At 50.8% G+C, this 25201-nt stretch carries 15 protein-coding genes; 10 read left to right on the top strand and 5 right to left on the bottom strand.

Features of this window, described 5'->3' with window-relative positions; genetic code table 11:
* Nucleotides 1-112: 112 nt before the first annotated feature.
* Nucleotides 113-2191 (top strand): bifunctional 2',3'-cyclic-nucleotide 2'-phosphodiesterase/3'-nucleotidase, encoded by a 2079-nt coding sequence (locus NY07_RS03765; protein ID WP_033538207.1) that lies wholly within the window; start codon nt 113-115, stop codon nt 2189-2191.
* 104 nt (nt 2192-2295) lie between these two features.
* Nucleotides 2296-2898 (top strand): DUF938 domain-containing protein, encoded by a 603-nt coding sequence (locus NY07_RS03760; protein WP_033538034.1) that lies wholly within the window; start codon nt 2296-2298, stop codon nt 2896-2898.
* A gap of 140 nt (nt 2899-3038) precedes the next feature.
* Here NY07_RS03760 and NY07_RS03755 read toward each other — a convergent pair whose 3' ends face one another.
* Complete coding sequence (locus NY07_RS03755; protein ID WP_033538033.1) at nt 3039-4829, bottom strand: acyl-CoA dehydrogenase C-terminal domain-containing protein; 1791 nt, start codon at nt 4827-4829, stop codon at nt 3039-3041.
* A gap of 255 nt (nt 4830-5084) precedes the next feature.
* Here NY07_RS03755 and NY07_RS03750 point away from each other — a divergent pair, with 255 nt between their 5' ends.
* The 4 genes from NY07_RS03750 (at nt 5085) to NY07_RS03735 (ending at nt 10122) form a co-directional block, all read left to right on the top strand.
* The gene (locus NY07_RS03750) at nt 5085-5939 is read left to right on the top strand and encodes a D-hexose-6-phosphate mutarotase (protein WP_033538032.1); all 855 of its coding nucleotides are present in this window, start codon (nt 5085-5087) and stop codon (nt 5937-5939) included.
* A 107-nt stretch (nt 5940-6046) separates the two neighbouring features.
* Nucleotides 6047-9487, top strand: a complete 3441-nt coding sequence (locus tag NY07_RS03745) for an intermembrane phospholipid transport protein YdbH family protein (protein WP_033538031.1) — start codon at nt 6047-6049, stop codon at nt 9485-9487.
* A gap of 119 nt (nt 9488-9606) precedes the next feature.
* On the top strand, nt 9607-9780 hold the full coding sequence (locus NY07_RS03740) for a YnbE family lipoprotein (RefSeq protein ID WP_081953769.1): 174 nt from the start codon (nt 9607-9609) through the stop codon (nt 9778-9780).
* A 21-nt stretch (nt 9781-9801) separates the two neighbouring features.
* Complete coding sequence (locus tag NY07_RS03735) at nt 9802-10122, top strand: YdbL family protein (RefSeq protein WP_033538029.1); 321 nt, start codon at nt 9802-9804, stop codon at nt 10120-10122.
* 35 nt (nt 10123-10157) lie between these two features.
* Here the strand turns inward: NY07_RS03735 and NY07_RS03730 are convergent, their stop codons facing one another.
* The 3 genes from NY07_RS03730 to NY07_RS03715 all read right to left on the bottom strand — a co-directional run bounded on the left by NY07_RS03730 (nt 10158) and on the right by NY07_RS03715 (nt 15572).
* Nucleotides 10158-11087, bottom strand: a complete 930-nt coding sequence (locus tag NY07_RS03730) for a universal stress protein (protein WP_140946885.1) — start codon at nt 11085-11087, stop codon at nt 10158-10160.
* Nucleotides 11088-11356: 269 nt separating this feature from the next.
* The gene (locus NY07_RS03725) at nt 11357-14185 is read right to left on the bottom strand and encodes an ExeM/NucH family extracellular endonuclease (protein ID WP_033538027.1); all 2829 of its coding nucleotides are present in this window, start codon (nt 14183-14185) and stop codon (nt 11357-11359) included.
* 364 nt (nt 14186-14549) lie between these two features.
* On the bottom strand, nt 14550-15572 hold the full coding sequence (locus NY07_RS03715; protein WP_033538025.1) for an isoaspartyl peptidase/L-asparaginase family protein: 1023 nt from the start codon (nt 15570-15572) through the stop codon (nt 14550-14552).
* Between the two features lie 157 nt (nt 15573-15729).
* Here NY07_RS03715 and NY07_RS03710 point away from each other — a divergent pair, with 157 nt between their 5' ends.
* Together NY07_RS03710 and tamB are read left to right on the top strand one after the other, a co-directional pair.
* Nucleotides 15730-17577 carry an autotransporter assembly complex protein TamA gene (locus NY07_RS03710; RefSeq protein ID WP_033538024.1) on the top strand — a complete coding sequence of 616 codons (1848 nt, stop codon included), beginning with the start codon at nt 15730-15732 and terminating at the stop codon, nt 17575-17577.
* Nucleotides 17574-21473, top strand: a complete 3900-nt coding sequence (gene tamB, locus NY07_RS03705; RefSeq protein ID WP_033538023.1) for an autotransporter assembly complex protein TamB — start codon at nt 17574-17576, stop codon at nt 21471-21473. The genes NY07_RS03710 and tamB overlap by 4 nt, the downstream gene beginning before the upstream one ends.
* A gap of 109 nt (nt 21474-21582) precedes the next feature.
* Here the strand turns inward: tamB and fadR are convergent, their stop codons facing one another.
* Nucleotides 21583-22341, bottom strand: a complete 759-nt coding sequence (fadR, locus tag NY07_RS03700) for a fatty acid metabolism transcriptional regulator FadR (protein ID WP_052125478.1) — start codon at nt 22339-22341, stop codon at nt 21583-21585.
* A 298-nt stretch (nt 22342-22639) separates the two neighbouring features.
* On the opposite strand from fadR, the gene nhaB reads away from it, so the two are divergent.
* Together nhaB and dsbB are read left to right on the top strand one after the other, a co-directional pair.
* Nucleotides 22640-24235 carry a sodium/proton antiporter NhaB gene (gene nhaB / locus NY07_RS03695; protein WP_033538022.1) on the top strand — a complete coding sequence of 532 codons (1596 nt, stop codon included), beginning with the start codon at nt 22640-22642 and terminating at the stop codon, nt 24233-24235.
* 87 nt (nt 24236-24322) lie between these two features.
* Nucleotides 24323-24838, top strand: a complete 516-nt coding sequence (gene dsbB, locus NY07_RS03690; RefSeq protein ID WP_033538021.1) for a disulfide bond formation protein DsbB — start codon at nt 24323-24325, stop codon at nt 24836-24838.
* Nucleotides 24839-25201 lie beyond the last annotated feature (363 nt).

The raw sequence follows: 25201 nt of genomic DNA, 5'->3' as shown, positions 1-25201 counted from the left end.
GCCCGAACTTGAAGCAAAAGCTCTAATCATAAAGAGCTGATGTGATTAAGTTCACACATGAAGCTAACTAGGTTGGCTTCGGGGTCAAAAATAATAATAGAGATTGATGGTTATGTTTAATAAAAAACTATTAGCAGTTGTTATCGCATCGACAGTCGGACTTGGCGCCTGTAGCTGGAATGATGACGATGATGACAAAATTACCACGGCAAGTGTCGATCTGAGAATTCTGGAAACCACAGATCTGCATACCAACATCATGGACTTTGATTACTATCAATCAAAAGTGGATCCTACTATTGGTCTGGCTCGCACCGCCAGCCTGATCCATGAAGCCCGTAAAGAAGTCCCCAACTTTGTATTAGTCGACAATGGCGACCTTTTACAAGGCAGTCCAATGGGCGACTACATGGCCAAAGTCGGTCTACAAGAGGGTGACGTGCATCCTGCCTATAAGGCAATGAATACCTTAGACTATGATGTTGGCAATATTGGTAACCACGAGTTTAACTATGGCCTGGATTTCCTTGAAAAGGCGATAAGTGGTGCAGAATTTCCTTATATCAACGCTAACGTCTACTGCGCGGCAGATGATTGCTGGAACGATGTCAAAAACGGCGAAAACCTGTTTAAGCCTTATTTGATCAAAGAAAAAGTGGTTATTGATACCGAAGGCCGCGAACACACAATCAAGATTGGCTATATCGGCTTTGTACCGCCACAAATCATGCTGTGGGATAAGCAGCACCTGACGGACAGGGTTGAAGCCAAAGATATCATCGAAACCGCCAAGCTTTTCGTGCCAAAAATGAAGGCTGAAGGTGCCGATGTGATCATCGCCATTCCTCACTCTGGTATAGGTTCATCAGAAAACCCTGGCGATCCTATGGCCGAGAATGCCACGTTCGCACTCACCAATGTTGAAGGCATCGATGCCATCATGTTTGGTCACAGCCACTCGATCTTCCCTCATGCCAACTATGCCGATCTGCCTAATACCGACGTGGAAAAAGGTTTGCTCAATGGTGTTGCTGCAGTCATGCCTGGCCGTTGGGGCGATAACTTAGGGGTGGTTGACCTTAAACTCACCCTCAAAGATGGCGCTTGGTCGGTAACCGATGCACAAACCGAAGCACGCCCTATCTATGACGGTGCCAACAAAGTCGAGTTAGTTCAGGCAGATAAAGACATTCACGATGCGGTTGAGCTGGAACACCAGGGCACCTTGGCCTTTGTCGATGAACCTATTGGTGTCGCCGCTGCCGAGATGTACAGCTTCCTAACCTTAGTGCAGGATGACCCAACGGTGCAGATAGTGTCCGACGCGCAAATTGCCCAGGTCACGGCCAAGCTACCAACATCCTTAAAAGGGATCCCTGTACTGTCAGCCGCAGCCCCCTTTAAAGCGGGTGGTCGCCATGCGACCGAGGCCGATGCTTCGCAATTTGTTCAGGTTGATGCTGGCGATCTAACCTTTAAGAACGCTGCCGATCTCTACCTCTACCCTAACACTATGGTGGCGGTGAAGCTCACAGGTGTCGAACTGAAAGACTGGCTAGAATGTAGTGCCAACCAGTTCAACCAGATTGACCCAACATCGAGTGCACCACAGTCATTGATCAACTGGAATGGCCATCCAACATACAACTTCGATGTGATCGATGGCGTAACCTATAAGATTGATGTCACCCAGCCGAGTAAGTTTGACCGCGACTGCGCAATCGTTGCAGGCAACGAAAATGCGAATCGCATCGTCGATCTTGCCTACACCACACCGGACGGTGAGGTGATCACAGGTGAAGCGCTAAACAGTCAGGAATTTATCGTGGCATCTAATAACTACCGCGCGTTCGGCGGTAAATTTGCCGGTACGGGTTCTGATTATGTTGTGATGGAACTGCCTGACACCAACCGCGAGGCGTTAGCGGCTTATATCACGGCGCAGTCTAAGCCAAACGATCAGGGCGGCTATGATGACATGGTTGACCCACGCGCCGACTACAACTGGGATTTTAAGACCATCAACACCCAGGTTGCGTTGGACATTCGTTTCGAAACGCAAAACAGCGACAAAGCCGACAAGTTCATCAGTGAAAACCAACTACGTAAGATGGAAAAACTCGCTGAGCCTGATTCGCTAGGCTTTGCCGTCTATCGTATCGACTTGACCACAGAGCCTGTTGCCAAGTAACGATTCCTACCGAAAAAAGCGCCTTTGGGCGCTTTTTTATTGGCTTGCGAACAGAACGCAAAATAGCGTAGATTGGCAATCACAGTTCACCAATCATTTGCATCATGTCGCTCAGTCAACTTCCCTACTCCCAATCTTGCGAAAACAACAAAGATCCTATCCTGGCCGTGCTCAAACAGAGCTTTAGCCAAACCCGTCAGGTACTTGAAATAGGCAGTGGTACAGGTCAGCACGCGGTATTTTTTGCCCAGCACCTGCCGCATCTTACCTGGTATCCCAGTGATCAAGCAGAGTATCTAGGTCCCTTAAGCGAGCGCATCGCCTTGCAAGGCGGTAAGAATATCCATCCTCCGATGGCACTGGATGTTACCGCCCCCTGGCCACTAGAACAGGCAGAGATCGACGGCATCTTCAGCGCCAACACCCTGCACATCATGAGTCAGGCCATGGTTGTCGACTTCTTTAAAGGCGTCGATCGTCACTTAAGCGATAAGGGCTCACTCTGTGTCTATGGGCCTTTTAACTATGACAATCAATATACCAGTGAGAGTAATCGCCAATTCGATATCTGGCTAAAACATCGCAATATTCACAGTGGCATTCGCGACATAGAATGGATCACCACACTGGCCAATGAGGCGGGTCTGAGCCTGATCGCCGATCATCCAATGCCAGCCAACAATCGCCTGCTCCATTTCAGCCGCTAAGGTTTAAGCGGCTAACGTTTTAACCGCTAACGTTTTAACCGCTAATGTTTTAGCCGCTAGTGCCAGACAAATTAAGCTTAGACCTTAAGCTTTGAACAAAACACTAGCCATAAAAAAGGGCCTCTCGGCCCTTTTTACTGTTAATCAAAGTCGCTATCGACCAACTCAGATAACTGCTGGCTACTGCGCTCTATCTGGCGGCGCAGACTCAAGGTCTGAGGTGCCCAGTAGTTCATGTAGAATGTCGCCGTCACCAGCTTATTGGCATAAAAGGCTTGATCCTCACCACGCTCAAGTGCCTGCTGAGCCATTACCGCCATGCGGGCCCACATCCAGCCCAGGGCGACAATCCCTAAGATCTGCATATAGGGCATGGACGCCGCACCGATAATGTCGGGCTGTTTGGCGCCGTTTTCGACGATAAAGTGGGTCGCCTTTTCAAGATCTGTGCTGGCCTCCATCAACGGCAGCAGGTAGGGTTTCAACGTCTCATCTGAGAGATGCTCGGCCACAAATGGCTTCACCATCTCAGACCAAATGCCGAGCGCTTCCCCTCTATCACCCAATAACTTACGCCCCACCAGATCCAAGGCCTGAACCCCATTGGTTCCCTCGTAGATCATGGCGATGCGGCTGTCGCGCACAAACTGCTCCATGCCCCACTCATGAATATAGCCATGACCGCCGTAAACCTGCTGGGCATCGACACAGGCTTTAAAGCCTTGATCGGTAACGAAGCCTTTCACCACTGGGGTAAACAGCGCTGCCAGTTTGGCCGCCTTGGCCGCCTGGGTCTTATCCTGGTGGCGATGAGACTCATCGAGCCAAAGCGCCTGCTGGCCCATGAGTGCCCTCGCCCCCTGATTAAAGGCCTTTTGCGCCATCAACATGCGCCTGACATCTCCATGTACCAAAATCGGGTCCGCGGGAGACTCGCTAGCCTTTACGCCACTTAACGCACGGCCTTGCAAGCGATCCCTGGCGTAGCTTAAGGCATTTTGATAGGCTATCTCAGACACGCCCAAGCCTTGTACCCCCACCCCGAGTCTGGCCTCGTTCATCATGGTGAACATGGCTCTTAGGCCTTGATGTGGCTCCCCCACCAGCTCACCAATTGCGCCGTCAAACACCATGACGCTGGTAGAGTTGCCGTGGATCCCCATCTTATGCTCTAGGCCGCTCACCTCGACGCCATTGCGGCAACCTAAGCTGCCATCGTCATTGATCAGATACTTAGGCACGGCAAACAGGGAGATCCCCTTCACCCCAGCGGGCGCATCGGGTAAGCGCGCCAGCACCAGGTGGACTATGTTATCGGCCAGATCATGATCGCCCGAAGAGATAAAGATCTTCTCCCCCGTAATCGCGTAGGTATCTTCCCCTACAGGCTTGGCCTTAGTGCGCAGTAGCGCCAGATCAGTGCCGGCGTGGGCCTCGGTAAGGTTCATGGTACCGGTCCACTCACCCGACACTAGCTTTTCAAGGTATTTAGCCTTTAACGCTTCACCGCCGTGAGCATGGATCGCGGCGTAGGCCCCATGGGTCAACCCCGGATACATGGCAAAGGCCATATTGGTCGCCGTCTTCATCTCGGTGGCAAACACCCCGATACATTCAGGCAGCCCTTGACCGCCATACTCAGGGTCACTGGTCAGCGTCGCCCAGCCGTTATCGATATATTGACGATAGGCATCTTTAAACCCTGCTGGGGTTTTTACCTCGCCGTCGACCAGTTGGCAGCCTTCAAGGTCGCCCACGCTGTTAAGGGGCAGCATGATCTCTGTGGTAAAGTCGGCGACGCCTTGTAAGATGGCGTCGCCAAGTTCGGCATCGATGTCGTCAAATCCCTGAAGATCATCACGCTGATACACATTAAGGAGTTCAGAGAGAATAAACTGATAGTCACGCAGTGGAGCTTGATAGATTGGCATTCCATTTTCCTTCTATTTGTCGAATTCCAAAACGAACAGGTACAGTTGAGCAGTTTAGCGCTCACTCAACAATAGTGCTCCGACCACTTTACCCAAATCGGCTTAAAAAAACAGCCCTATCGGCACGCTGTTTTCACTACAAAACAGCAAAACCGTAAAAACAATCAAGGTCATACTTATCCTGAAGCACAAAACTCTGTAAGCTAAGTCGTTATAGACTTTTCCTGCCCAAGCCTTAAACCATGAGGAGCCAATATGGGTTCAGTGACCATTAAAAAACATCCCCAAGGACTCGAATATGTCGAGGTCGATACCGATCTCTGTCAAGCACGTATCTTTATGCAGGGCGCACAGATAGAGCGCTTTCAGCCAAAAGGCCAAGCACCTTTACTCTGGGTCTCCAGCGCCGACGATTTCCAGCCCGGCAGTGGCATTCGTGGCGGTATCCCCGTCTGTTGGCCCTGGTTCGGCATGCATGAAAATCCCCAATGGCCACAACATGGATTTGCCCGCACTCGCTTATGGCAACTCGATGCAGTACAGATGCAAGACCAAGCGCTAGAACTTAAATTCAGTCTCACCGTCGATGATGCAGATAAGCAGTATTGGCCTCACCAGAGCCGCGTTGAACTCATCTTCAACTTAAGCGACAGCTTGAGCGTTAGACTGGTTAACACCAACCTTGGCGAGACCCCTTTTAGCCTGACGCAAGCACTGCATACTTACTTTCCCATCGAGGATATTCATCAGCTCAAAGCCAGTGGCTTTAGTGGCGCGAACTATATCGAATTTGGTGAAGGCCCCTACACTCAGGATGGCGATGAGGTACGCTTTGACCGGGAAACGGACAGAGTCTACAGCCAACTGGGGGATTGCCAACTGCTGCATACGCCAAACGGCACCATAGAAGTACGCCGTGAAAACAGTCACTCGGCCATCTTGTGGAATCCCTGGATAGATAAGTCGAAACGATTATCTCGTTTTAATGACAAGGACTACCTGACCATGGTCTGCCTTGAGGCCGCTAATGTGTTGGACGACCAGGTCACGCTGGCCCCTGGTGAGTCTCACACCCTGGCTACCCATATCCGCTGGCAACCAAGCGCCTAAGAATAACGCCTTAGGATTACGCTTAAGAAGCGCCGCAGTCTCTGTCCTCGCGGCGCTAATCAATGATAAACTCAAGCAGTAACTAACCACCCACGAGACAAGGACTGATGTGGCGACGCCTTTTTAGACCCAGCAAAACCTTGCTTCTTGGTATCGCCTTGATGCTCGTACTCCTGTTGGGCATAGTGGCATCACAACTGGCCAGCCTCACTCAGCGCCTGCTCAACCCATATCTGAAAGATGCTGGCGTGCAGATTGTCTCTCTGCACCTCACTCCCAGTGATTTGGTTCATCTTCGCCTCCCCCTGCTGCAACTTAGGGTCCACAACAGCCTGGTCACACTGCATGATCTGCAGCTTCAACTGACGCCAAACTGGTTAGATGGCCCTATGGGGCTACAAGGTCTCGACTCACTGGCGATACGTCAAATCGAGGTAGACCTTGCCACAGACTTTTTTGAACGCATGGGCGCGCAACAAGATGACTCGGCCACCGGCGCACTGGAACTCAGCAAGCTGCCTCAGATAGCCATAGGCCGAGTGACGTTCAAGACGCAGGCGCTAAGCAGTGCAGCAATAGAAAGGCCTTTAGGGCTGAGCCTTGATTACCTCAACCTTGATGATAAGGGGCGATTAACAAGCGCGCTGAGTTTCTATCAATCGCCGCTACTCACCCTCAATGCGACGCTTGAAAAGACCCGCTGGCAGCTCTCCAGCCAAATGGATCTTGATAACCTCTCTAAGCTTGTTACAGAGCTGGCCAGTTTATCGCCCCTCAACACCCAAAGCAGCGCGTCAGTCATCGCCCTGCACCAGCTGAAAAGAATATTGACCGAGGAGATGTTCCTAAGAGGCAAGTTCGACTCAGAGATGCAGCTTGATCTTGCCCAGGGGAGCTTGACCTCTAGCCACCAACTCAGCGACCTTGAGCTAGCGCTTGCCAGGCTTGGCGGTCAGCCGCTTAAGCATCCGCTCAAGCTGGAAATCACAGATGTGACTAAAAAGCGCGGGGGAATGACGCTTGATCTAAAAGGCCCCTTAACCGATCTGCAGCTATCGCTTGCACCGACGCAATTAGAGCTGGCGCTGAGCCCGGAACAATTTCAGCCACTTGCCAGCAGTTACTCCCCCATGCTCAATGGTCTATTAACTCAGCTGACGCCACAAGGCGCTGATTTCGTAGGGAATGGCTCTCAACCAACAGAGCCTCAGATAAGACTAACACTCAACTTGGGCCAAAAAGACACAGAGCCGAGAGAATTAGCATTCAATTACAACCTTGCCCACCAGCGCCTTAATCTTGCCACAATGACGGCAAGTCTAACCCTTGGTGAAAATAAGCTCACGGCCAAGCTGAGCGACCTTGAGTTAAGCAAACTGATGCAAACAGCGACAGGCGCAGCGCCAACATCTGCGCCTGCCACTCACTGGCGCTTAGGCGCAGATTGGCAAGTATCAGGCGAAGTTAACCAAGCGCTTTGTATCGCACTGCCCCCCGACAATCCAGTCGATGGCCACTGCGCAGGCGCCAGCATGAACCGTCTATCGCTAGCAAAGGCTCAAATATCCTTGGCGGGCAGTATTAGTGGTGAGCAAGACACAGCCCACCAAAATCAACATTTCGTCTTGAGTGTAAGTGGCAGCGCGAGTCTATCCGAGCCCGGCTTTAATCATCGACAGCTAGAGGTAGGCGCAAGCGGTATCGACGCAGAGATCCCCTCACCCCTTAAGCTCGAATTTCAAACCGGTGCAGACCCAGAACTTGAGCTGACTTGGCAAGCAGTGAATATCAAAACGGCTAAGCATCGGCTTCGCTGGCCGTCAACGCACTCATCCCGCCAGGGCGCAGCGCCCATTGAGCCCGCCGCCATGGCGAGCCTGACCAGCTCGCAGACAAGCACGACCCTTGGCGCTGGCCACATCAAGTTCGGTCATGGCGCGCTGCAAACCGCTGAGTTATCTAAGCTGGATATTCTCACCCTATCACCACAACTTAACGAGCCAGAGCAAGCTGCAAAGCTAAATGCCGACAGCCTGAGTTTTAGCGCCCAGCAGGGATTAACCCTGAGCCAAAAACAAGTGCATGTTGCTCCCCTAACGCTTGCCATTAATTCCCTGGGAGCCAGCCAGGAAACGCTAGATGCCAAGGGCCAGGCACTGAGTAATCAACTGCAGCTTGAGCATCTGACCCTTGAGACAAAAGCGATTGACCTCAAGGCAGGAGACAACAGATCGGCAGACGAGCAAGGCGAAAACCTAATCCGTCTGTTGACGTTAGAGACATTACTTAATAGGCCCTGGCAGAGTGAGCTTGATTATAAGCTGACCCAATTAACCCTCAAGCAGCAGGGCATGCGCCTCAATAAATTGCGCAGCAAGACCTTATATTCCCTGCCTGAAGCGAGTCTCAATCAAGCGATTCAATGGCGGGGGCTGACCTCTGAGCAATCAAATAATTTGATCGCAAATCAAAATAAGCAGCCAAGTTACCGACTAGAGACCAAAGAATCCTGGCTGTTAGACAAGCTCCCTTTTGAGAGTCAGCACCAGATGCTGTTCTCTCAGGCGCTACAGCCACAGCAGCTCACCGGGCAGCTCAATATGATCAATGACGCCAACGCTATCGTGGCGCGCCTCTCTCGTCTCAGGGGGATGCCGTCCAAGCTCCTCTTGATTGGAGATGCCCAGCTGCATGGCACTCATAATCTAACCTGGCAACGGGATAGCCTGGATTTCACTTTGGCGTTAACACCAAGCATGCAGATAAGCGAAGGCAGCTTTCAGGCACTGCCATTTGGGCAAGCCCAATTCACGGCCCTGTGTGAGCTATCAGGCAATGATAACAAGGTAAATGGGCTCAATGCGGCGGTAAACTGTCAGCAGATAAACCTTAAGGTCGCCGCGTTTAATCCCGGAGTGTTACTCACGGATCTTAATGCTAATGCCGATTTTAAACTCGATATCGGCAAAGGACTTGACGCCACCATAGGCCTTAACGGCGCGGATGTGAAACTTAACGGCACCGCCAAAACGCTGGGCGGTGAGATCTTGCTGCCCATCTTCAACCTGAATCTTGGCGCCCCCTCCTCAGCCTACCTGGTATTGCAGGGGATGGATCTTGCGCAGCTGCTCGCCGCGCAGCCGCAAACCGGGATTTACGCCGACGGCATCTTCGATGGCGTACTGCCAGTCAGTCTCGAACAGGGCAAGGTTAGCGTTAACAATGGCCAGTTGGCGGCCAGAGCGCCCGGCGGCTTGATCAAGGTTGACGATAATCCCGCCGTAGTACAGATGCGAGTGTCGCAGCCCTACCTGGATTTCGCCTTCTCGGCACTGGAGGAGCTGCACTATACCCAGCTGTCGAGTAGCTTCGACATGGCACCCAACGGCGATGCCCAACTAAAAGTACAGGTCAAGGGTCGGGCCAAGGATATTGAACGCCCCATACATTTGAACTACGCTCAGGAAGAAAATATGTTGCAGTTACTCAAGAGTTTACAAATAGGTGATAGACTGCAGACTGAAATAGAGCGCGCGATGGCAAACTAACCTCAAGTAAACGTTCAGCTTATGGTCATATTGCCCAGCGTAATCTAAGTTCATAAGCCTAAGCTCACCATCAACCAGATTAAGGAAGCACAGTGAAAAAATTGCTAACCTTGCCAACCATGACCCTAGGGCTAACCGGCCTGCTGCTTCTTGGTGGCTGCACGCCAACGGTGAAGATAGAGCCACCAGAGAAGCCTATCGTCATCAACCTTAACGTTAAGATTGAACATGAGATCAAGATTAAGGTTGATAAAGAGCTCGATGAGCTGATTAACAACGATGAACTCTTCTAATCAAGGTATAAGGTGATTCAAATGAAAAGCAAAATACTTGTCTTGATGGCCGGACTTCTTCTTAGCCTCAATGCCTTTGCCATCTCACTACAAGACGCTAAGACGCAGGGGTTAGTGGGTGAGCAGATAAATGGCTACTTAGGTGTGGTGGTTAATAGCGGCGAAGCCAGTGCGCTCGCCAAGTCGGTCAATGCCAAACGCAAGGCCCACTATGAAAAGATCGCCCTTAAGAACCAGATAAGCGTCAATGATGTTGCCAAACTAGCCGCAGAGAAAGCGATAGCGGCTGCCGATAAGGGACACTACATCCAAACACCGCAAGGCAAATGGATTAAAAAGTAATAGGTTAGCCAGCGACACGCTGTCGCTGGCCTAACTCACTGCATGGCGCCGATACCTCTTGCCTTCACCACGAGAAGATCGCACTGGATCCTATCGATCACCTGCTCCCCCACGTTTCCACAGAGGCTCGAAAACAGGTCAGTCTTACCCGTATCGCCAACGATCACCAACTCAGAATCCACCTCTTTCGCCAACGACTCAATAGCATCTTCCGGCAAAGATTTAGTCAGGTGAATATGCTTGTTACTGGGCGTATTTTCAGGCTGGAGATGATAACGGCTCGAATACTGAGACATCTGCTGCAGATGGAAGTGCTCATCGTTAGCAGGCGATACCGTCTGATGAAAGGAGATACTGGGTGTATCACCATAGTAGCAATCAATGAGGTGGCAATCGCCACATAGTAACTCAGAGAAATGCTCAGAGGTCTGCAGCACGGCTTCATTTAACTCTTTATGCATCAGATCATCGGCACAGGGCTCCACCAATGACAGGATATGGCCTCCCGGATGCCAGATGTGATCTTTAACCACAACCACAGGACGCGAGGATTCGCGGATCAAACGCACATCCAAAGGTTTGATGGTGAGCCAGTTCCACAGCTTATGCCGCGACGCCGCCAAGATCACCGCATCCACCCTGTAGTCTTCGCAAAACTGCAGCACATCATCGCTGGAATGACAGGCGATCGATGCTTTAGAAATATTCAGGCCTGATTGCGCCGCCTGGCGAATAAAGGCTGTGAGACAACTCTGTTTGCGCTCCTTGGTTTGTGGCTGAAACTGCTCACCGTTATTTTCAGACTCGAAGGTATCCACCAGTCGGTTAACAAAATGGCTGTGCTCTAACATCATGACAATGATGACCGCATGGGTTTTACTGGCCAGGTATACGGCCCGAGATACGGCCTTTAGGCTAAAATCGTGTTCATCTACAACCACTAATAATCTCTGATAGCTATCCATAAGCTTACTCTCCTCGGATTCGACATTAAGTTTAGCCCACCCGTTGGCCAGAAAAGTGGCGCCAGCCCAGTAATGACGAGGCTTACCGCCAAGCTTATGATAATAGAAATGATTATTGTTAAGAACATTTTTACCTAACACAGGGCCTATGGAAACCTTTAGCTATTAGCAATCAGCAAGTGAATTAGATATCGAATAAAATCAGTTTATTATAAAATTTTACGCCCAAAAAAAGGCCACCCTAGGGTGGCCGTTTAAAACAGCTGCTATTAGAAAGCCAACTTTGCCTGACCTTTTAAGCCATGGTTATCCTTAACCGTTAATTTGACCTTGCTGGCGCTATGGCCAAAACTGACGGCCACAGGCCCCTTTTGCTGACTACCATCGTTAAATTTCCAAGATTGCGACACCAGCTCACCGTCAGTGTCGTAGCTTAGAGAGATAAAGAGATCCATAAACCAAAGATCAAGATGCTCTATCACGGCCACAGGCTTTTTACGCTTGACCTGTACCTTGACCACTTGGGTGACGCTATGGCTCAGGCCATCATTATCTGTCACTGTCAGGGTTATGGGATATTCACCCGCCTTGGCAAACTGATAACTCACCTGCTCTCCTGTGGCACTGTCACCGTTGCCAAAATCCCACTGATAAGAGACTATCTCGCCATCCTCATCCTGTGACGTGCTAATTAGGCTCACGCTGCGCCCTTTCAGCGTTTGGCTAAAACTCGCCACCGGCGCTAGGGTGTCACGCTCAAGCAATAGAGAGATCACGACCGGGTCGTGATCCGACGAGCGATAGGCATCTGAGCTGTAAAGCGACTCAATCTGAGCTGACGACTTAAACTCCTCGTTGTAGTCAAGCAATCTAGGCTCATCTGTGTTGATATGCCACTCGGTCACATCCACCACCTGATCCGCCAGCAGAGCATTGGCCAGAGCGTGATCCAACTGACCGCTTTCACCGGAGAATACATACGAGTATGCGCCTGACTTACCTAAGTGATCGTACAGCTCGACATAACCGGCGCTTTGCAGGGCATCGATAGGATCTTCCTTGGCATAGGCATTCATGTCACCGATCACCAGGGTCGGCAGCTCGCCATACTCACTGGCTAGCCAAGCACCTAGGGCGGTTGCAGCGCGGGTGCGCGTCAGATTGCAGTTTCCTTGACCATCGTTTTGATCCGGATCTCCCAGGCTAACACAATCACTGCCCTTAGACTTAAGGTGATTGACCGCCACCACAAACTGCTTAGCCTCACCAAGGACCTCAAATGTCTGGGTTAAGGTCGGGCGGTTTTTGGCGTCGTTAAACAGCGTGTTTCCTTGCTCATCGAGCGGCGAATTGGCACTGGAGAGCACCTTAGCCTCACCCACAGGCATAACACGATCGCTGCGATACAGCATGCCCACTGTGATGGCATCTGTGCCTATGGTCGGCGTTGAGACAGAAACAAATTGATATCTGCTCTCGCCTACTGCCTGATTCAGGCCGCTGACCAGATCACTAATGGCAGACTCACTGCCAAAGCCATCATTTTCTATCTCCATCAGGCCGAAAATATCGGCATCGATAGCTGTCATGGCGCTGATGATCTTTGCGCGCTGACGGGCAAACTCGCTTGGCGTATCGGCGCCGCGAGCCGTTGGGAAACCACCGCCGAGTCCGTCGCCGTTAAAGTAGTTCAGTACATTAAAGCTGGCCACCTTAAGGTTACCCCCCGGCGCTAGCTCAGGTTCAACGGTTCTTGGGTTGGTGGCCACAAAATTCACCGTATCGGTTGGCATCAGGCGATACTTACCAAAGCCATAGTGCATCACACCGCTCAAATGGCTAACTGCATCGCCCACCCGCACAGTGTTATCGCTGCTCAGCCCTGGGGCGGGATAGCGAACAGGATCTGGGTTTTGCGCGGTCAATCCGTCGTCAAGCAGCACAGAGTCCAGTGCATTGGCCTGACTGACCGCCAGCGCGTCACTGCCTGGCTCGGCCACTTGAGTGCCGATGAAATGACGGCGACTTCCCAGTAAGATCTCACCATAACGGCCCAGATTATAGACCTCATTGACCACCAGATTTTGTGAGAAACTCACCCGCATCCCTTCAACGGCTTCTAAATCACTGCTTTGCGTGAGAGGCAGAGTTATCGAGGCGGCTGTCGGCAACGGCTGTGCGGTTTCACACAAGATATGCTCAGTGACATTAGTCAGCTCAGTCAGACCGTTATACTCCTTAACCAAAGCGGTTAATCGAATACGATCGCCCGCCTGATAACCCAGCTGACCGCCTGAATAGACAAACACCCCTTCAGAGGTGGTCGCATCAGTATCAGTTTCACTATCGGCCATCTGCAGGAAGAGTCCCTTCAGGCCCGCTTCCTGATTGCTGGTCACTATCGCCTCTACCGTCACGCTCTGACCGTTAAAAGGACTGATATCACCGCTGCCCTGAATGGCGGAGATTGAGGTCGCCGGATCATGACACACCAAAGATTGCGGCGGCTCAACTGGATCAGTTGAATCTGTTGGTCCCTGATAGGCAAACAGACCAAGATCGCTAACATCATCCTGAGCATGCCCGGTCCAAGTCGCCAGGGTAACGACGTCATCGAGCACAGTATCGGCAATCAACTGCTCAGGGTTGCGTCTTAAGGTGTTATTTTGGGTAGAGCGTTCGCCGCTGCCCCACTCTGAGCCAGGATCGGTACCCAACTGACCTAAGCTATCGATCACCTCGCCCTGTTTGCGCAGCACCAAGGCGTCATCGCCATTGAAAAAGCTCGCGCTGCTAAGCTGATCCGCAACCGTTAAGATCTCACCACCGGCATCATTATCGGCAATAACATAGGTTTCACCTGCCCCTAGGCTACCGCTCAGTGCGATGTTAGACCCGGCACTGCTGCTGCCGTTGAAGTAAAACTCGAGCTGGTATTGACTTAACTCTATGCTGGCATCGGTAGGATTGTAGAGTTCGACCGCTTTGTTGTTACTGCTGCCTTCTACATATTCTGAAATAATCAAATCGTCTGCGGCCTGAGCAAAGGTGGAGGCACCACCAATGGCCAAGGCAAGCGCACTTGCTTTGGTAAACATATTAACCCCTAAATTTATCCATTAACCTAGTGTTCGGCTAGTGTTTTAGTCGGCAGCATTTGAGTCTTATCGCCCAAATTGCTGCAGTGCTGATCCTTAGAACAGGCCAGACTATAGATCAGCTTGTTGACAAAGAGGTTACAAACGCGAATCACAAGCAGAATTGTCGCTTGGCAGTGAAACCGATAAAAAAAAGAGAAGGGATTTATTTGGTGAGCCAGGCTTTAACAAGCAAGAACAACGGGGGTTTTTGCCAAAGAGTTAATCAAGCAATCACGGGCTACGGCTTATCTTAATCGCCCGTGATTGCGAATCTGATGTTCTGGGCGGCCTGCACTAAAACAATCTGTGCAGACCTAGGTAATTAGTTGTCCTGCCAGATCATCACCTTGGCCTGCTCACCTTGCTTGCGGGTCGCACGGTACATGCCTTCGGTATTAAATGGGGTCGCGATATTACCGCGCTGATCGATAGCGATCACTCCGCCGGTGCCGCCTGCGGTGATCAGGCGTTGATTGATCACTTCATCGGCGGCCTGCAGTATCGATTTTTGCTGATATTTGACCTTGGCGCAGATATCACCCGCCACATGATAGCGAATAAAATACTCACCATGGCCGGTGGCTGATACGGCGCAAACCTGGTTTTCCGCGTAGGTGCCCGCGCCAATCACAGGCGAGTCACCGATACGGCCGAAACGTTTCACCGTCATGCCGCCAGTTGAGGTACCCGCCGCAAGATTGCCCTGCTTATCCAGTGCTACAGCGCCCACAGTACCGAATTTATAATCGAGATCTAAATAGTTAAGCGACGCCTGATAATCAGCCTTGCCCTCTTGATTGCTCTCCGCCTGTTTTAATTTGGCCTTGGCATCGAGTAACTGCTGATAACGAGCATCGCTATCAAAATAGGTGACGGGCACAAAGTCAAAGCCCTGGGTTAAGGCAAACTCTTCAGCCCCTTCACCTGACAACATGACATGGGGCGATTTATCCATTACGGCCCGGGCCAGATCGATAGGGTTTTTAATATGTTTAACCCCAGCCACCGCGCCCGCATTCAGAGTGCGGCCATCCATAATAGAGGCGTCCATCTCGTGGCCACCATCATAGGTATACACGGCACCTTTACCGGCATTAAAGAGCGGGCTGTCTTCAAGAATATTGATTGCCGTAGTGACGGCAGTGAGACTGTCACCGCCATGCTCCAACACCTTATACCCAGCATCCACCGCCTGCTTTAGCTTGTCGCGATAGGCTTGTTGCTGTTCATCTGTCAGATTAGCTTTAGAGATGGTTCCCGCGCCGCCATGAATAGCGATAGAAAAAGGCGGTGTCTGCGCCATCACATTGGCGCTCATCAATAGACCCATCAGACCAGATAACATTAGGGGGGTAATAGTGCTTCTCACGTTAGGCTTCCTCGTTATTGTTTGCCTTCTTTGTACCGATTTTAATCATTAATTACAATCACCATCTTGCTTGCCCTCTATAATCTGCGACAATAAACAACAATAAAATTCTCAACTAGATAGAGCCTTTTTCTTGCGGATCTCATCTTCTTTATCCCGGCTACTACTCCTAACCCTACTCAGTTTGAGTTTGGGTACCTCTACTGCCTGGGCCGATAAATGGCTTAAGGTAGAGATTAGCGGCGCCGATGAGGCGCTAACGCGTAATATCACAGCCCACCTGGGCACTATCCCCAACTCAGAGGTACAACGCCGCGCCTTCATCTTCAATGCCGAAGAGAACATAGAAGCCGCGCTGCATTCGATGGGCTACTACAAGGCAAAGATTGAACCTCAGCTCGATAGTCCAGAAAATGCACCCTGGACCTTACGCCTAGCCATCACGCCCGGCGAGCCAACGCTGATTCAGTGGATAGATATTCGCCTCTCGGGCGAGATCCTCGATGACGAAGTGATCGACCGATGGCTGAAACAGATCACCATTAAGCCCGGTGATCAGCTCAACCATGGCGACTATGAGTCGATAAAATCTCAGCTACTGACCTATGCCCTTGCCCGCGGCTATTTTGAAGGGAAATATGTCACCAACCAGATAGTGGTCAACCGAGATCTCAATAGTGCACAGATCAGCCTGCATTACGACTCTGGGCCGCGCTATCGTATCGGCGAGGTTCACTTTAACGGCCATGATCTGGTGCCAGGTTTTCTGGACCAGTTAATCCCTTTCGAAGCGAACTCGCGGTACAGTACTGGCAAATTGGGCGCCCTCAACCGAGAGCTAGTGGATACAGGTTACTTCAACAATATTAAGGTGTTACCACAACTCGACAAGATAGCAGATGATAGAGTCCCCATCCGCGTCGAGCTAAGTCCCAGACCGACCCACTCTATCGAACTGGGTGTCGGTGCCGACATAGGTAATTCTATTGATAACAAGGTAGACCCCAGAATAAGGGCCACCTGGCGCATGCCGCAGATTAACCGCTATGGGCATTCTCAGGAAACCAGTATCGAATGGTCACCCGACACGCCAAAGTTTCTGACGACCTACACCATTCCCATGAGTCATCCGCTGGACGACCAACTCAAGCTAAGAATTGGGCTGCTCAGGGACAAATATGGTGTCACTCAAGTCTATGACCCCGACAAGCGAGACTATCGCAACACGGGCGAACTCGAGTCAGTGAAAAAGCTCATTGGTGTTGTCAGACAGAAACAGTTCGGCAATCAATGGATCTTTACTTACTCTCTCGATGCCATCAACGAACGATATACTCAGTCGGATATCGACTACAAACCCGATCTCTTTCTGTTTGGTACCAGTCTGTCACAAACCATCAGGGGAGATAACAGCCTGGATCCTAAATCTGGCTATTATCAGTCTTACAGCATGGAATACGCGGAACCTGAACTTGGCTCTGATCTGCGCCTGGGTCGAATTCAGGCCAAGTTTAAATGGATAGATACCTTCTTTGGTAAACACAGATTTGTGTCACGTTTGGATCTCGGTGCTAACCTGGTTAAAAAGGAAGATCTGCCGCTTGTACCGCCTTCCCTGCGCTATTTTGCCGGCGGCGATCAAAGCATACGCGGTTACAGCTATCAGGAATTGGGGCCCTATATCGACTATATCGATACTGAAGAGCAACTGGCCCGTATGGTTGTTGGTGGCCAGTATCTTTTAGTGGGCAGCCTGGAATACCAATACTATCTGACACCGACCTGGCGTCTGGGGACCTTCATCGATGCCGGTAATGCCTTTGATGACACCCAGTTTGACCCTATTGTCTCTGTCGGTGGCGGCGTACACTGGATATCGCCCATAGGGCCGATAAAATTGGATCTCGGTGTCGGCCTTAACGAAACCGAAACCGTAGACCGTAGCTGGCGTATCCACTTCACCATGGGGGCTGAGATATGATTGACCAGCCCAATGAGCTAGATCTGGCCCAAACCGATAACCAGGGCGCGGCGCCGGTCAAGCCCCTAAGCCCCTTTAAGCGACTGCTTCGCTGGTTGCGCAACCTGATCCGCCTGGTTTTCTATCTGCCCTTAGCTCTGCTGATCATGCTGGCCTTAATGATCGGCACTCCCCTGGGTACGCGCCTGTCAGTCATCTTGGCCGATGCCTTAGTGCCCAATTTATCGCTCAGCTACAGCGCTGGCCGGCTCAATGGCCAATTAACCCTAGATCATGCCCACTGGCAGATGGCGGGCATAGTGGTTGATACTCAAGATCTGACCCTCAACTGGCGTCCGCTATGTCTGCTGCAGCGCCAACTTTGTGTCGATACCTTAAGCGCCTCGGCGGTACAAGTCGATATAGATACAGATGAGCTTAAGGGTAAGGATGACAACCCAGAACTAGCGACAGAGTCAATTAAAGGTGAAGGATCAGAGCCCATCAAAGAGGAGGTAGCAGAGGCCGATGATCAGCAGCTGGTACTTCCCTTTGGCATAGTGCTCAATCAAGGCGATCTGAAACAGGTCAAGGTTCGGGTCAACCAGATGCAGTTTAATGCCGACGCCCTCACAGCCAAGGCCAGCTGGTTAGAAACAGGGCTCAGGGTAAACCAACTGGCCAGCCAAGGTCTCTATATCGATATTCCACTGTCAGCAGAAACGAATAAGGCTGCTGATAGCGACCAAGCTGATGCCGATAGCTGGCCACTCACTCAGTTGCCAGAGGTAGCCATTCCCATGCCTATCTTTGTCGATACCGCCGAACTCACCAACAGCGAGCTAAGGCTGGGGCAACGAATCGATCATTTCCAAGCCTTCGCCCTGCAAGGCAGTTATGTGGGCTACAAGATCACCTTAGACAGCCTAGATGTGCAGCATGACTATGGTAAGGCCCACCTAGATGGCCATATGAGCCTAGAGCAAGATTATCCTATGGCGCTGAACCTGCAGGCCGATCTCGCCAGTCAGCAGCTCACCGAGCTGCCACAGTTGAAACGCCAGCAGCTAGAAGCGGAAATAAACGGTGGCTTTGCCGCGCTCGCGGTAACACTAAGAGGCAAAGGCCATTTAGATCTCAACCTGGATGGCGAAATCAACCTGGACAGCCCTTTACTGCCCTATCGTGTGGCGCTAACCAGCCCCCATCTGATGTGGCCGCTTGCCGAGCCTGAATATGAAACCAAAATCCTCACACTCAATAGTCAAGGTAGCATTCAGAAACAAAGTGTCACCCTAAGCGGCGACCTGAAGACCCCTTATCATCCTTGGCTTACGCTCGATGCCGAGTTTGAACACCAAACTAAGCAACTCTCGTTCGCTAAGCTGGATGTCGACAGTGAGATGGGCAAGGCCAAACTCGCAGGACAACTGGCTTATGGCGACAAACTCCACTGGGATCTGCAGCTCGACGCCCAGACACTGGATCTGAGCCAGCTCAATATCACCACTGAGCAGCCCCTGCCCGAAACAGAAATTAACGGCAGCTTGCACAGCCAAGGGGACTATAGTGACAAACAGTGGGCGATTGGCGTCAGCAATGCCGATCTTCAAGGTCACGTTGCAAACTATCCGCTGCGGCTTCAAGGCGATATTGCCATCAATGACAAATTCCAGCTTAATGCCAAGCAACTACAGCTCAATGCCTTAGAGTCCGAGCTTACCTTGTCGGGACGTGTCGATGACAACTGGTCTCTCGATGGTCAGCTGAGTGTGCCGGCGCTTAGCCTTTGGGACCCCAAGGCCAGTGGTGCCATCGAGGCGGTTATCAATGTCTCAGGTGACGACGAGCACCCGGAAATTGCCATCAATGCCGATAGTGTGGAGCTGCAATACGCCGATATACAAGTCGAGAAGGCAAAACTGATCGCCTTCTATCGTCCCCAGGATGAGCATCAATTTGCCTTGTCGTTAAAATCATCCGACATCAAACGGCAAAACGTTAGCTTGAGTACCCTCACCTTAGGGATCAAAGGCGATCTCCATAAACAAAAATTGGGGCTGCAGACCTATGGCGATATTCAGCTGCAAACCTCCATCGCATCCAGCTTTGATGATAAAGCCCAAAGGTTCGATGCCAGCGTCAATCGGATTAACCTTAAATCTCGTCTAGGTGCCATGGCACTGGACAAGCCCATAGCACTCTATTGGGATCAGCAACAAGGCTATGGTGAGGTCGCGCCTTTCTGTTGGCAACATGAAGCCGCCAGCCTATGCCTGACCGACATTGCTGAACTTGGCGACAAGGGCGATACCCAGCTGCAGTTTAGCGGCGATCTTGGCGCGCTGCTTTCGCCCATCTTACCCGATCGACTGACCTGGCGGGGACCGACCCAGCTCGACGCTCTATTTCATTGGGCCAAAGGAGAGAAACCTACAGGCGAGATTGAACTGGCGATGGCACCCGGCCAGTTTGACTTAACCACCAACAGACGCCAGATTAACGCGCAATATAAGTATCTGCAGCTCAGCGCACAGCTCACCCCTGAGCGTTTTACCGCCGATGCCAAGTTCGAGTCTGAACGTTTCGCCAAGCTGAACACCAAGGTGGAAATTAGCACAGATCCCGAGCATCGTCTCAGCGGGCAAATCGACCTGAAAGATATCAACCTCCATGCGCTGGCAGACTTTACTCCACAGCTTGAGGTACTCGACGGCCGGGTGAGCAGTGTCATTACACTTGGCGGCACCCTAGAGAGCCCGCAGCTGACCGGCTCAGTTGACCTCATCGACGGGCAATTAGCCGCGGCGGCTAACCCGACACTGCTGGACAACATAGCGCTAACACTCTCACTTGTGGGCCAAGGGGCTAAACTGACGAGCCAGTGGACCATGGGCGAAGGCAAGGCAGAACTCGAAGGGGATCTGAACTGGCAAGAGGGTTTACAAGGAGATTTTCAGTTCAAAGGCGATAAACTTGCCATTATTCAACCGCCGCTGGCTATCTTAGATGTCTCACCAGACCTCACCATAGGCTTTAGCAACAAGCACTTAGATATCCAAGGGAATGTAGATATCCCTTCAGGCCATATCAAGATAGTACAGTTGCCCGAAGGTGGTGTGGCCCAATCGGACGATGTGATCTTTAACGACAGTCTGTCGACACAGGTGCAGGAAAAAAATCCTATCGCCATTACCAGTCAAATCATGGTCAATGTCGGTGACAAGCTCAACATTGACGGCATGGGGCTGCGGGGCATGCTACAGGGTACTCTGGAACTGCGCCAGGCGGCCTTTAAACCTCCTCTGCTCTACGGTGACATCAGAGTGGTCAATGGCATCTATAAATTCATGGGCCAGACCCTGTCGATCAATGCCGGTGAAGTACAGTTTATTGGCCCTATGGCCGTGCCGAACCTCAATATTGAAGCGACACGGGAGATCAAAGAAGATGATGTTATCGCGGGCGTGCGCATTACCGGCACACCGGCGAAACCTGTGGTCACCCTCTTCTCAAACCCAGCCAAAGAGCAAGCTGAGATCCTCTCTTACATCATCAAGGGAACTGGGCTGAATAACTCAGATTCAGATCAAAACAATGCCTTGATGATGGGCGCCGCCCTGACTCTGGGCAATCAGCTCGGCGATAATGCCTTTTCCAATGTGGGTAGCTCTGCAAGTGGTGTGATAGAAAAGCTGGGGATCTCTAACGTTCAACTCGATGCCAACGATGACGGTAAAGTTGCCATAAGCGGCTATATCGGCGATGACCTTATGGTCAAATACGGCGTTGGCGTATTCAACCCAGGTTATGAGATGACTGTGCGCTACTACCTGATGTCTCAGCTCTATCTGGAAAGCGTCTCAGGCACCATCTCTAAGACTTTAGATATCTACTACAGCTTCGATATCGATTAATGCTATTGGCCTGACACAAAAAAGCCGCTGTTTTCAGCGGCTTTTCTTTAGTTCATCACCTATGGAAACTCGATGTCAGCACTACACGGCATCACCAAATGGCAGACGATTAGACGTTTGCCTCGGCAGATTGCAGCAGGCTACTCTTGTGTCGCTGCCAAACCTTACCGCTATTGATACCGTAACTGCGCATCAGCACAGGTACATCATGGTGGTTATGCTCTTTCGCTAAGGCTTCGAGTGCCTGATAGAAATCGAGTGCCAACTCCCTCGCCTTCTCAATAGCAAAATACTCTTCACCCACTCGGCTATAGAGACCTTTAAAGCCATTAAGGATCAGAACGTAGAGCGGGTTACCAGAGTGATAGGCCAGGGTATGATGCAGATTATAATCAAACTCAATAAATGCCTTGGCCTCATCCTTCAGGGTCGCCAGCGGCGCTAACGCTTCAAGCACCTTATCAGGGTTATAACGCACAGCGCCCTTGAAGTAGATGGCGCTGATGTTAGTGCGGGCAGACAAGAGTTGCTCCAGCAGCACAGGCTCACCGGCAGGATTCAAGTCGGCAATGGTTTCCAACACATTCAGACCTGAGGTTTCCCAGATATCATTTACGCGTGTCGGTTTACCGTGTTGAATCGTTAACCAGCCATCGCGTGCCAGACGCTGCAGCACTTCACGCAATGTGGTGCGAGTCACACCAATTAGCTCGGATAATTCACGTTCTGCAGGTAAGATGGAGCCGGGTGGAAACTTTCCCTCCCAAATAGAACGAACAATATACTTTTCGGCAAAGCTGGCAGGACCTTTCGCTTCAATAATATCTTTGTCTTTGGGCGTTACAGGTGCTTTGGGGACAGTTGTCATCAGGCCGCTATTCCAATTCAATGAAAGTTATTTTGGTAACTGATCATACCAGAGCGAGGAAAAATGGAAACCTAATCCGTAACAATACTGGATAAGATCAAGGACAGAGATCTCATTACTGAGTAAAATACACACTATATCAACAAGCTTGTGATGTAGATTGCAGTTAATGTCTGTTTTTAGCCCATGGCGGTCATAAAAGTATTAAATTCTACATATCATTAGGCTACACTGATGTGAAAAGCAGACTGTATGTAAAGTTTCTGTCAAAAAATAATTATATAGATGAGAGGATGCCATGCCTGTGACCATGAGTCAGGCGTTTATTGACAATTTCTTAGGAAATTCTCCTAAGTGGTTCAAAATCGCAATTTTATCGTTTTTAGTGATCAACCCGATAATCTTCTATCTCAATCCATTCGTTGCCGGATGGTTATTGGTAATAGAGTTTATTTTCACCCTAGCGATGGCGCTCAAATGCTACCCCCTACAACCAGGAGGTTTGCTGGCTATCGAGGCGGTGATCATTGGCATGACCTCACCTAGCCAAGTGCTCCATGAAATTGAGGCCAACCTTGAAGTCTTGTTACTGCTGATCTTTATGGTGGCAGGCATCTACTTCATGAAACAGCTGCTGCTGTTCGTGTTTACCAAGATGATCACCAAGATCCGCTCTAAGGTAGTGGTCTCCTTGATGTTCTGTATCGCCTCGGCCTTCCTGTCAGCCTTCCTCGACGCCTTAACCGTGATCGCGGTTATCATCGCCGTCGCCGTGGGCTTCTACTCGATCTACCACAAGGTCGCCTCAGGTAAGAACTTTTCCGACGATCACGATCACACCTCAGATCAGCACGGTGAAGGTCATTCACTGTGTGAAAATGAACTAGAGGCGTTTCGTGGTTTCTTACGTAACCTATTAATGCATGCCGGTGTTGGTACTGCACTGGGTGGCGTTTGTACCATGGTCGGCGAACCACAAAACCTGATCATTGCCGCACAGGCCAACTGGCAGTTTGGTGAATTTGCCCTGCGTATGGGCCCTGTAACAATTCCAGTATTCTTTGCCGGTATCGCCACCTGTTTCCTGGTGGAGAAATTTAAGTGGTTTGGTTATGGCCAGCAACTGCCAGAAGCCGTACATAAGATACTCTCTGACTATGCCTCATATGAAGATGCCCGCCGCACAAAGCATGACAAAATTAAGCTTGTGGTCCAGGCCTTTGTTGGTGTTTGGCTCATCGTTGGCCTGGCGTTCCACCTAGCGTCAGTTGGCCTAATTGGTCTGTCAGTAATCATCCTAACCACTGCCTTTAACGGCGTCACCAACGAACATGCGCTGGGTAAAGCCTTCGAAGAGGCCCTGCCTTTCACAGCGCTACTGGCGGTATTCTTTGCTATCGTTGGCGTAATTATCGATCAACAACTGTTCGCCCCAGTGATCCAGTGGGCACTAAGTTACGAAGGTAACACTCAGCTGGTGATCTTCTACATCGCCAACGGTCTGCTCTCTATGGTGAGTGACAACGTATTTGTGGGCACTGTCTATATCAACGAGGTCAAGGCGGCGCTACTGGATGGTCAGATCACCCGCGATCAGTTCGATCTGCTGGCGGTGGCTATCAACACGGGTACCAACCTACCATCGGTTGCGACACCTAATGGTCAGGCGGCGTTCCTCTTCCTACTGACATCGGCCATCGCACCTTTGATTAGGCTCTCCTATGGCCGCATGGTTATGATGGCGCTACCTTACACCATCGTACTGTCAATCGTAGGGATTCTTACCATTGAGACAGGTTTCCTCGCGGAGATGACCCAATACTTCTACGATTCTCATATGTTGATCCATCATTCGGCAGCCGAGGCGGTTAAAGGCGCTGTCTCTGGGCACTAATTTGTTGATTGACTGAACTTATTTAGTTTCGTAAAGTCTTAAAAACGCCTCTAGCAGTTAGAGGCGTTTTTTTATAGGAGAATTTCGTTGAGAGCCCTGACCCGTTTTGCACAATCACGATTAGCATGGAGCACCTTGCTTGTTACGGCACTTGTTCTTGAATGCTGTGCCCTCTTTTTCCAATATGTGATGAAACTTGACCCTTGTGTCATGTGTATCTACCAACGCGTTGCCGTCCTAGGATTACTGCTTGCCGGACTGCTTGGGGTTATCGGCCATCAATACCGTTTAATTCGCTTTATCGGGGTGCTAATTTGGGGCATTAGCAGTGCATGGGGATTAAAACTGGCGCTTGAGTTAGTGGAGATGCAGACCAATCCGTCGCCCTTCTCGACCTGCTCATTCCTTCCCGAGTTCCCGACCTGGATGCCGCTACACGAATGGTTACCTTCTGTCTTCCTGCCAACCGGCATGTGTACCGACATTCCGTGGGAGATGTTTGGCATCACCATGTCACAATGGATGGTGGTCGCCTTCAGCACTTACCTGATTGCCTTGGTGGTGTTTATTATTCCGGCATTGATGCCAACGAAGAAGGCTTGATGTGCGATCAAGGTATCGCTTTTTGAAAAACGCCCCTAACGGGCGTTTTTTTGTGGCTAGCTATCGCCTAGCCACGCGTGTCGCTTGGTGACATACCAAGCTTGAGTTCACATAAGTAGCGCCAAGCTTGAGTTCGCCTAAGTAACACCAAGCTTCATAGCTACTTACCGAGAATCTCTTAAGTCGCACCTTAGCTGCAACCTAACCCCCGCCGGGCAGGCGTTAGATAACCATGAAGTTATGCTTGTAAGTCCCCCGCCAAATACTAAACTTAGCGAGACTCTCCTACCAAAACATCACCCGATACCAGCAAGGTTAAATCGAAGAGATGATAGATACGGGTGTAAGCACGCTTTTGGCTCT

The organism is Shewanella sp. ECSMB14101 (assembly GCF_000773485.1).
GTDB classification, from domain to species: Bacteria; Pseudomonadota; Gammaproteobacteria; order Enterobacterales; family Shewanellaceae; genus Shewanella; species Shewanella marisflavi.
Note: the sequence above shows the minus strand (reverse complement) of the source record. Positions and strands in the feature narration are given on the sequence as shown.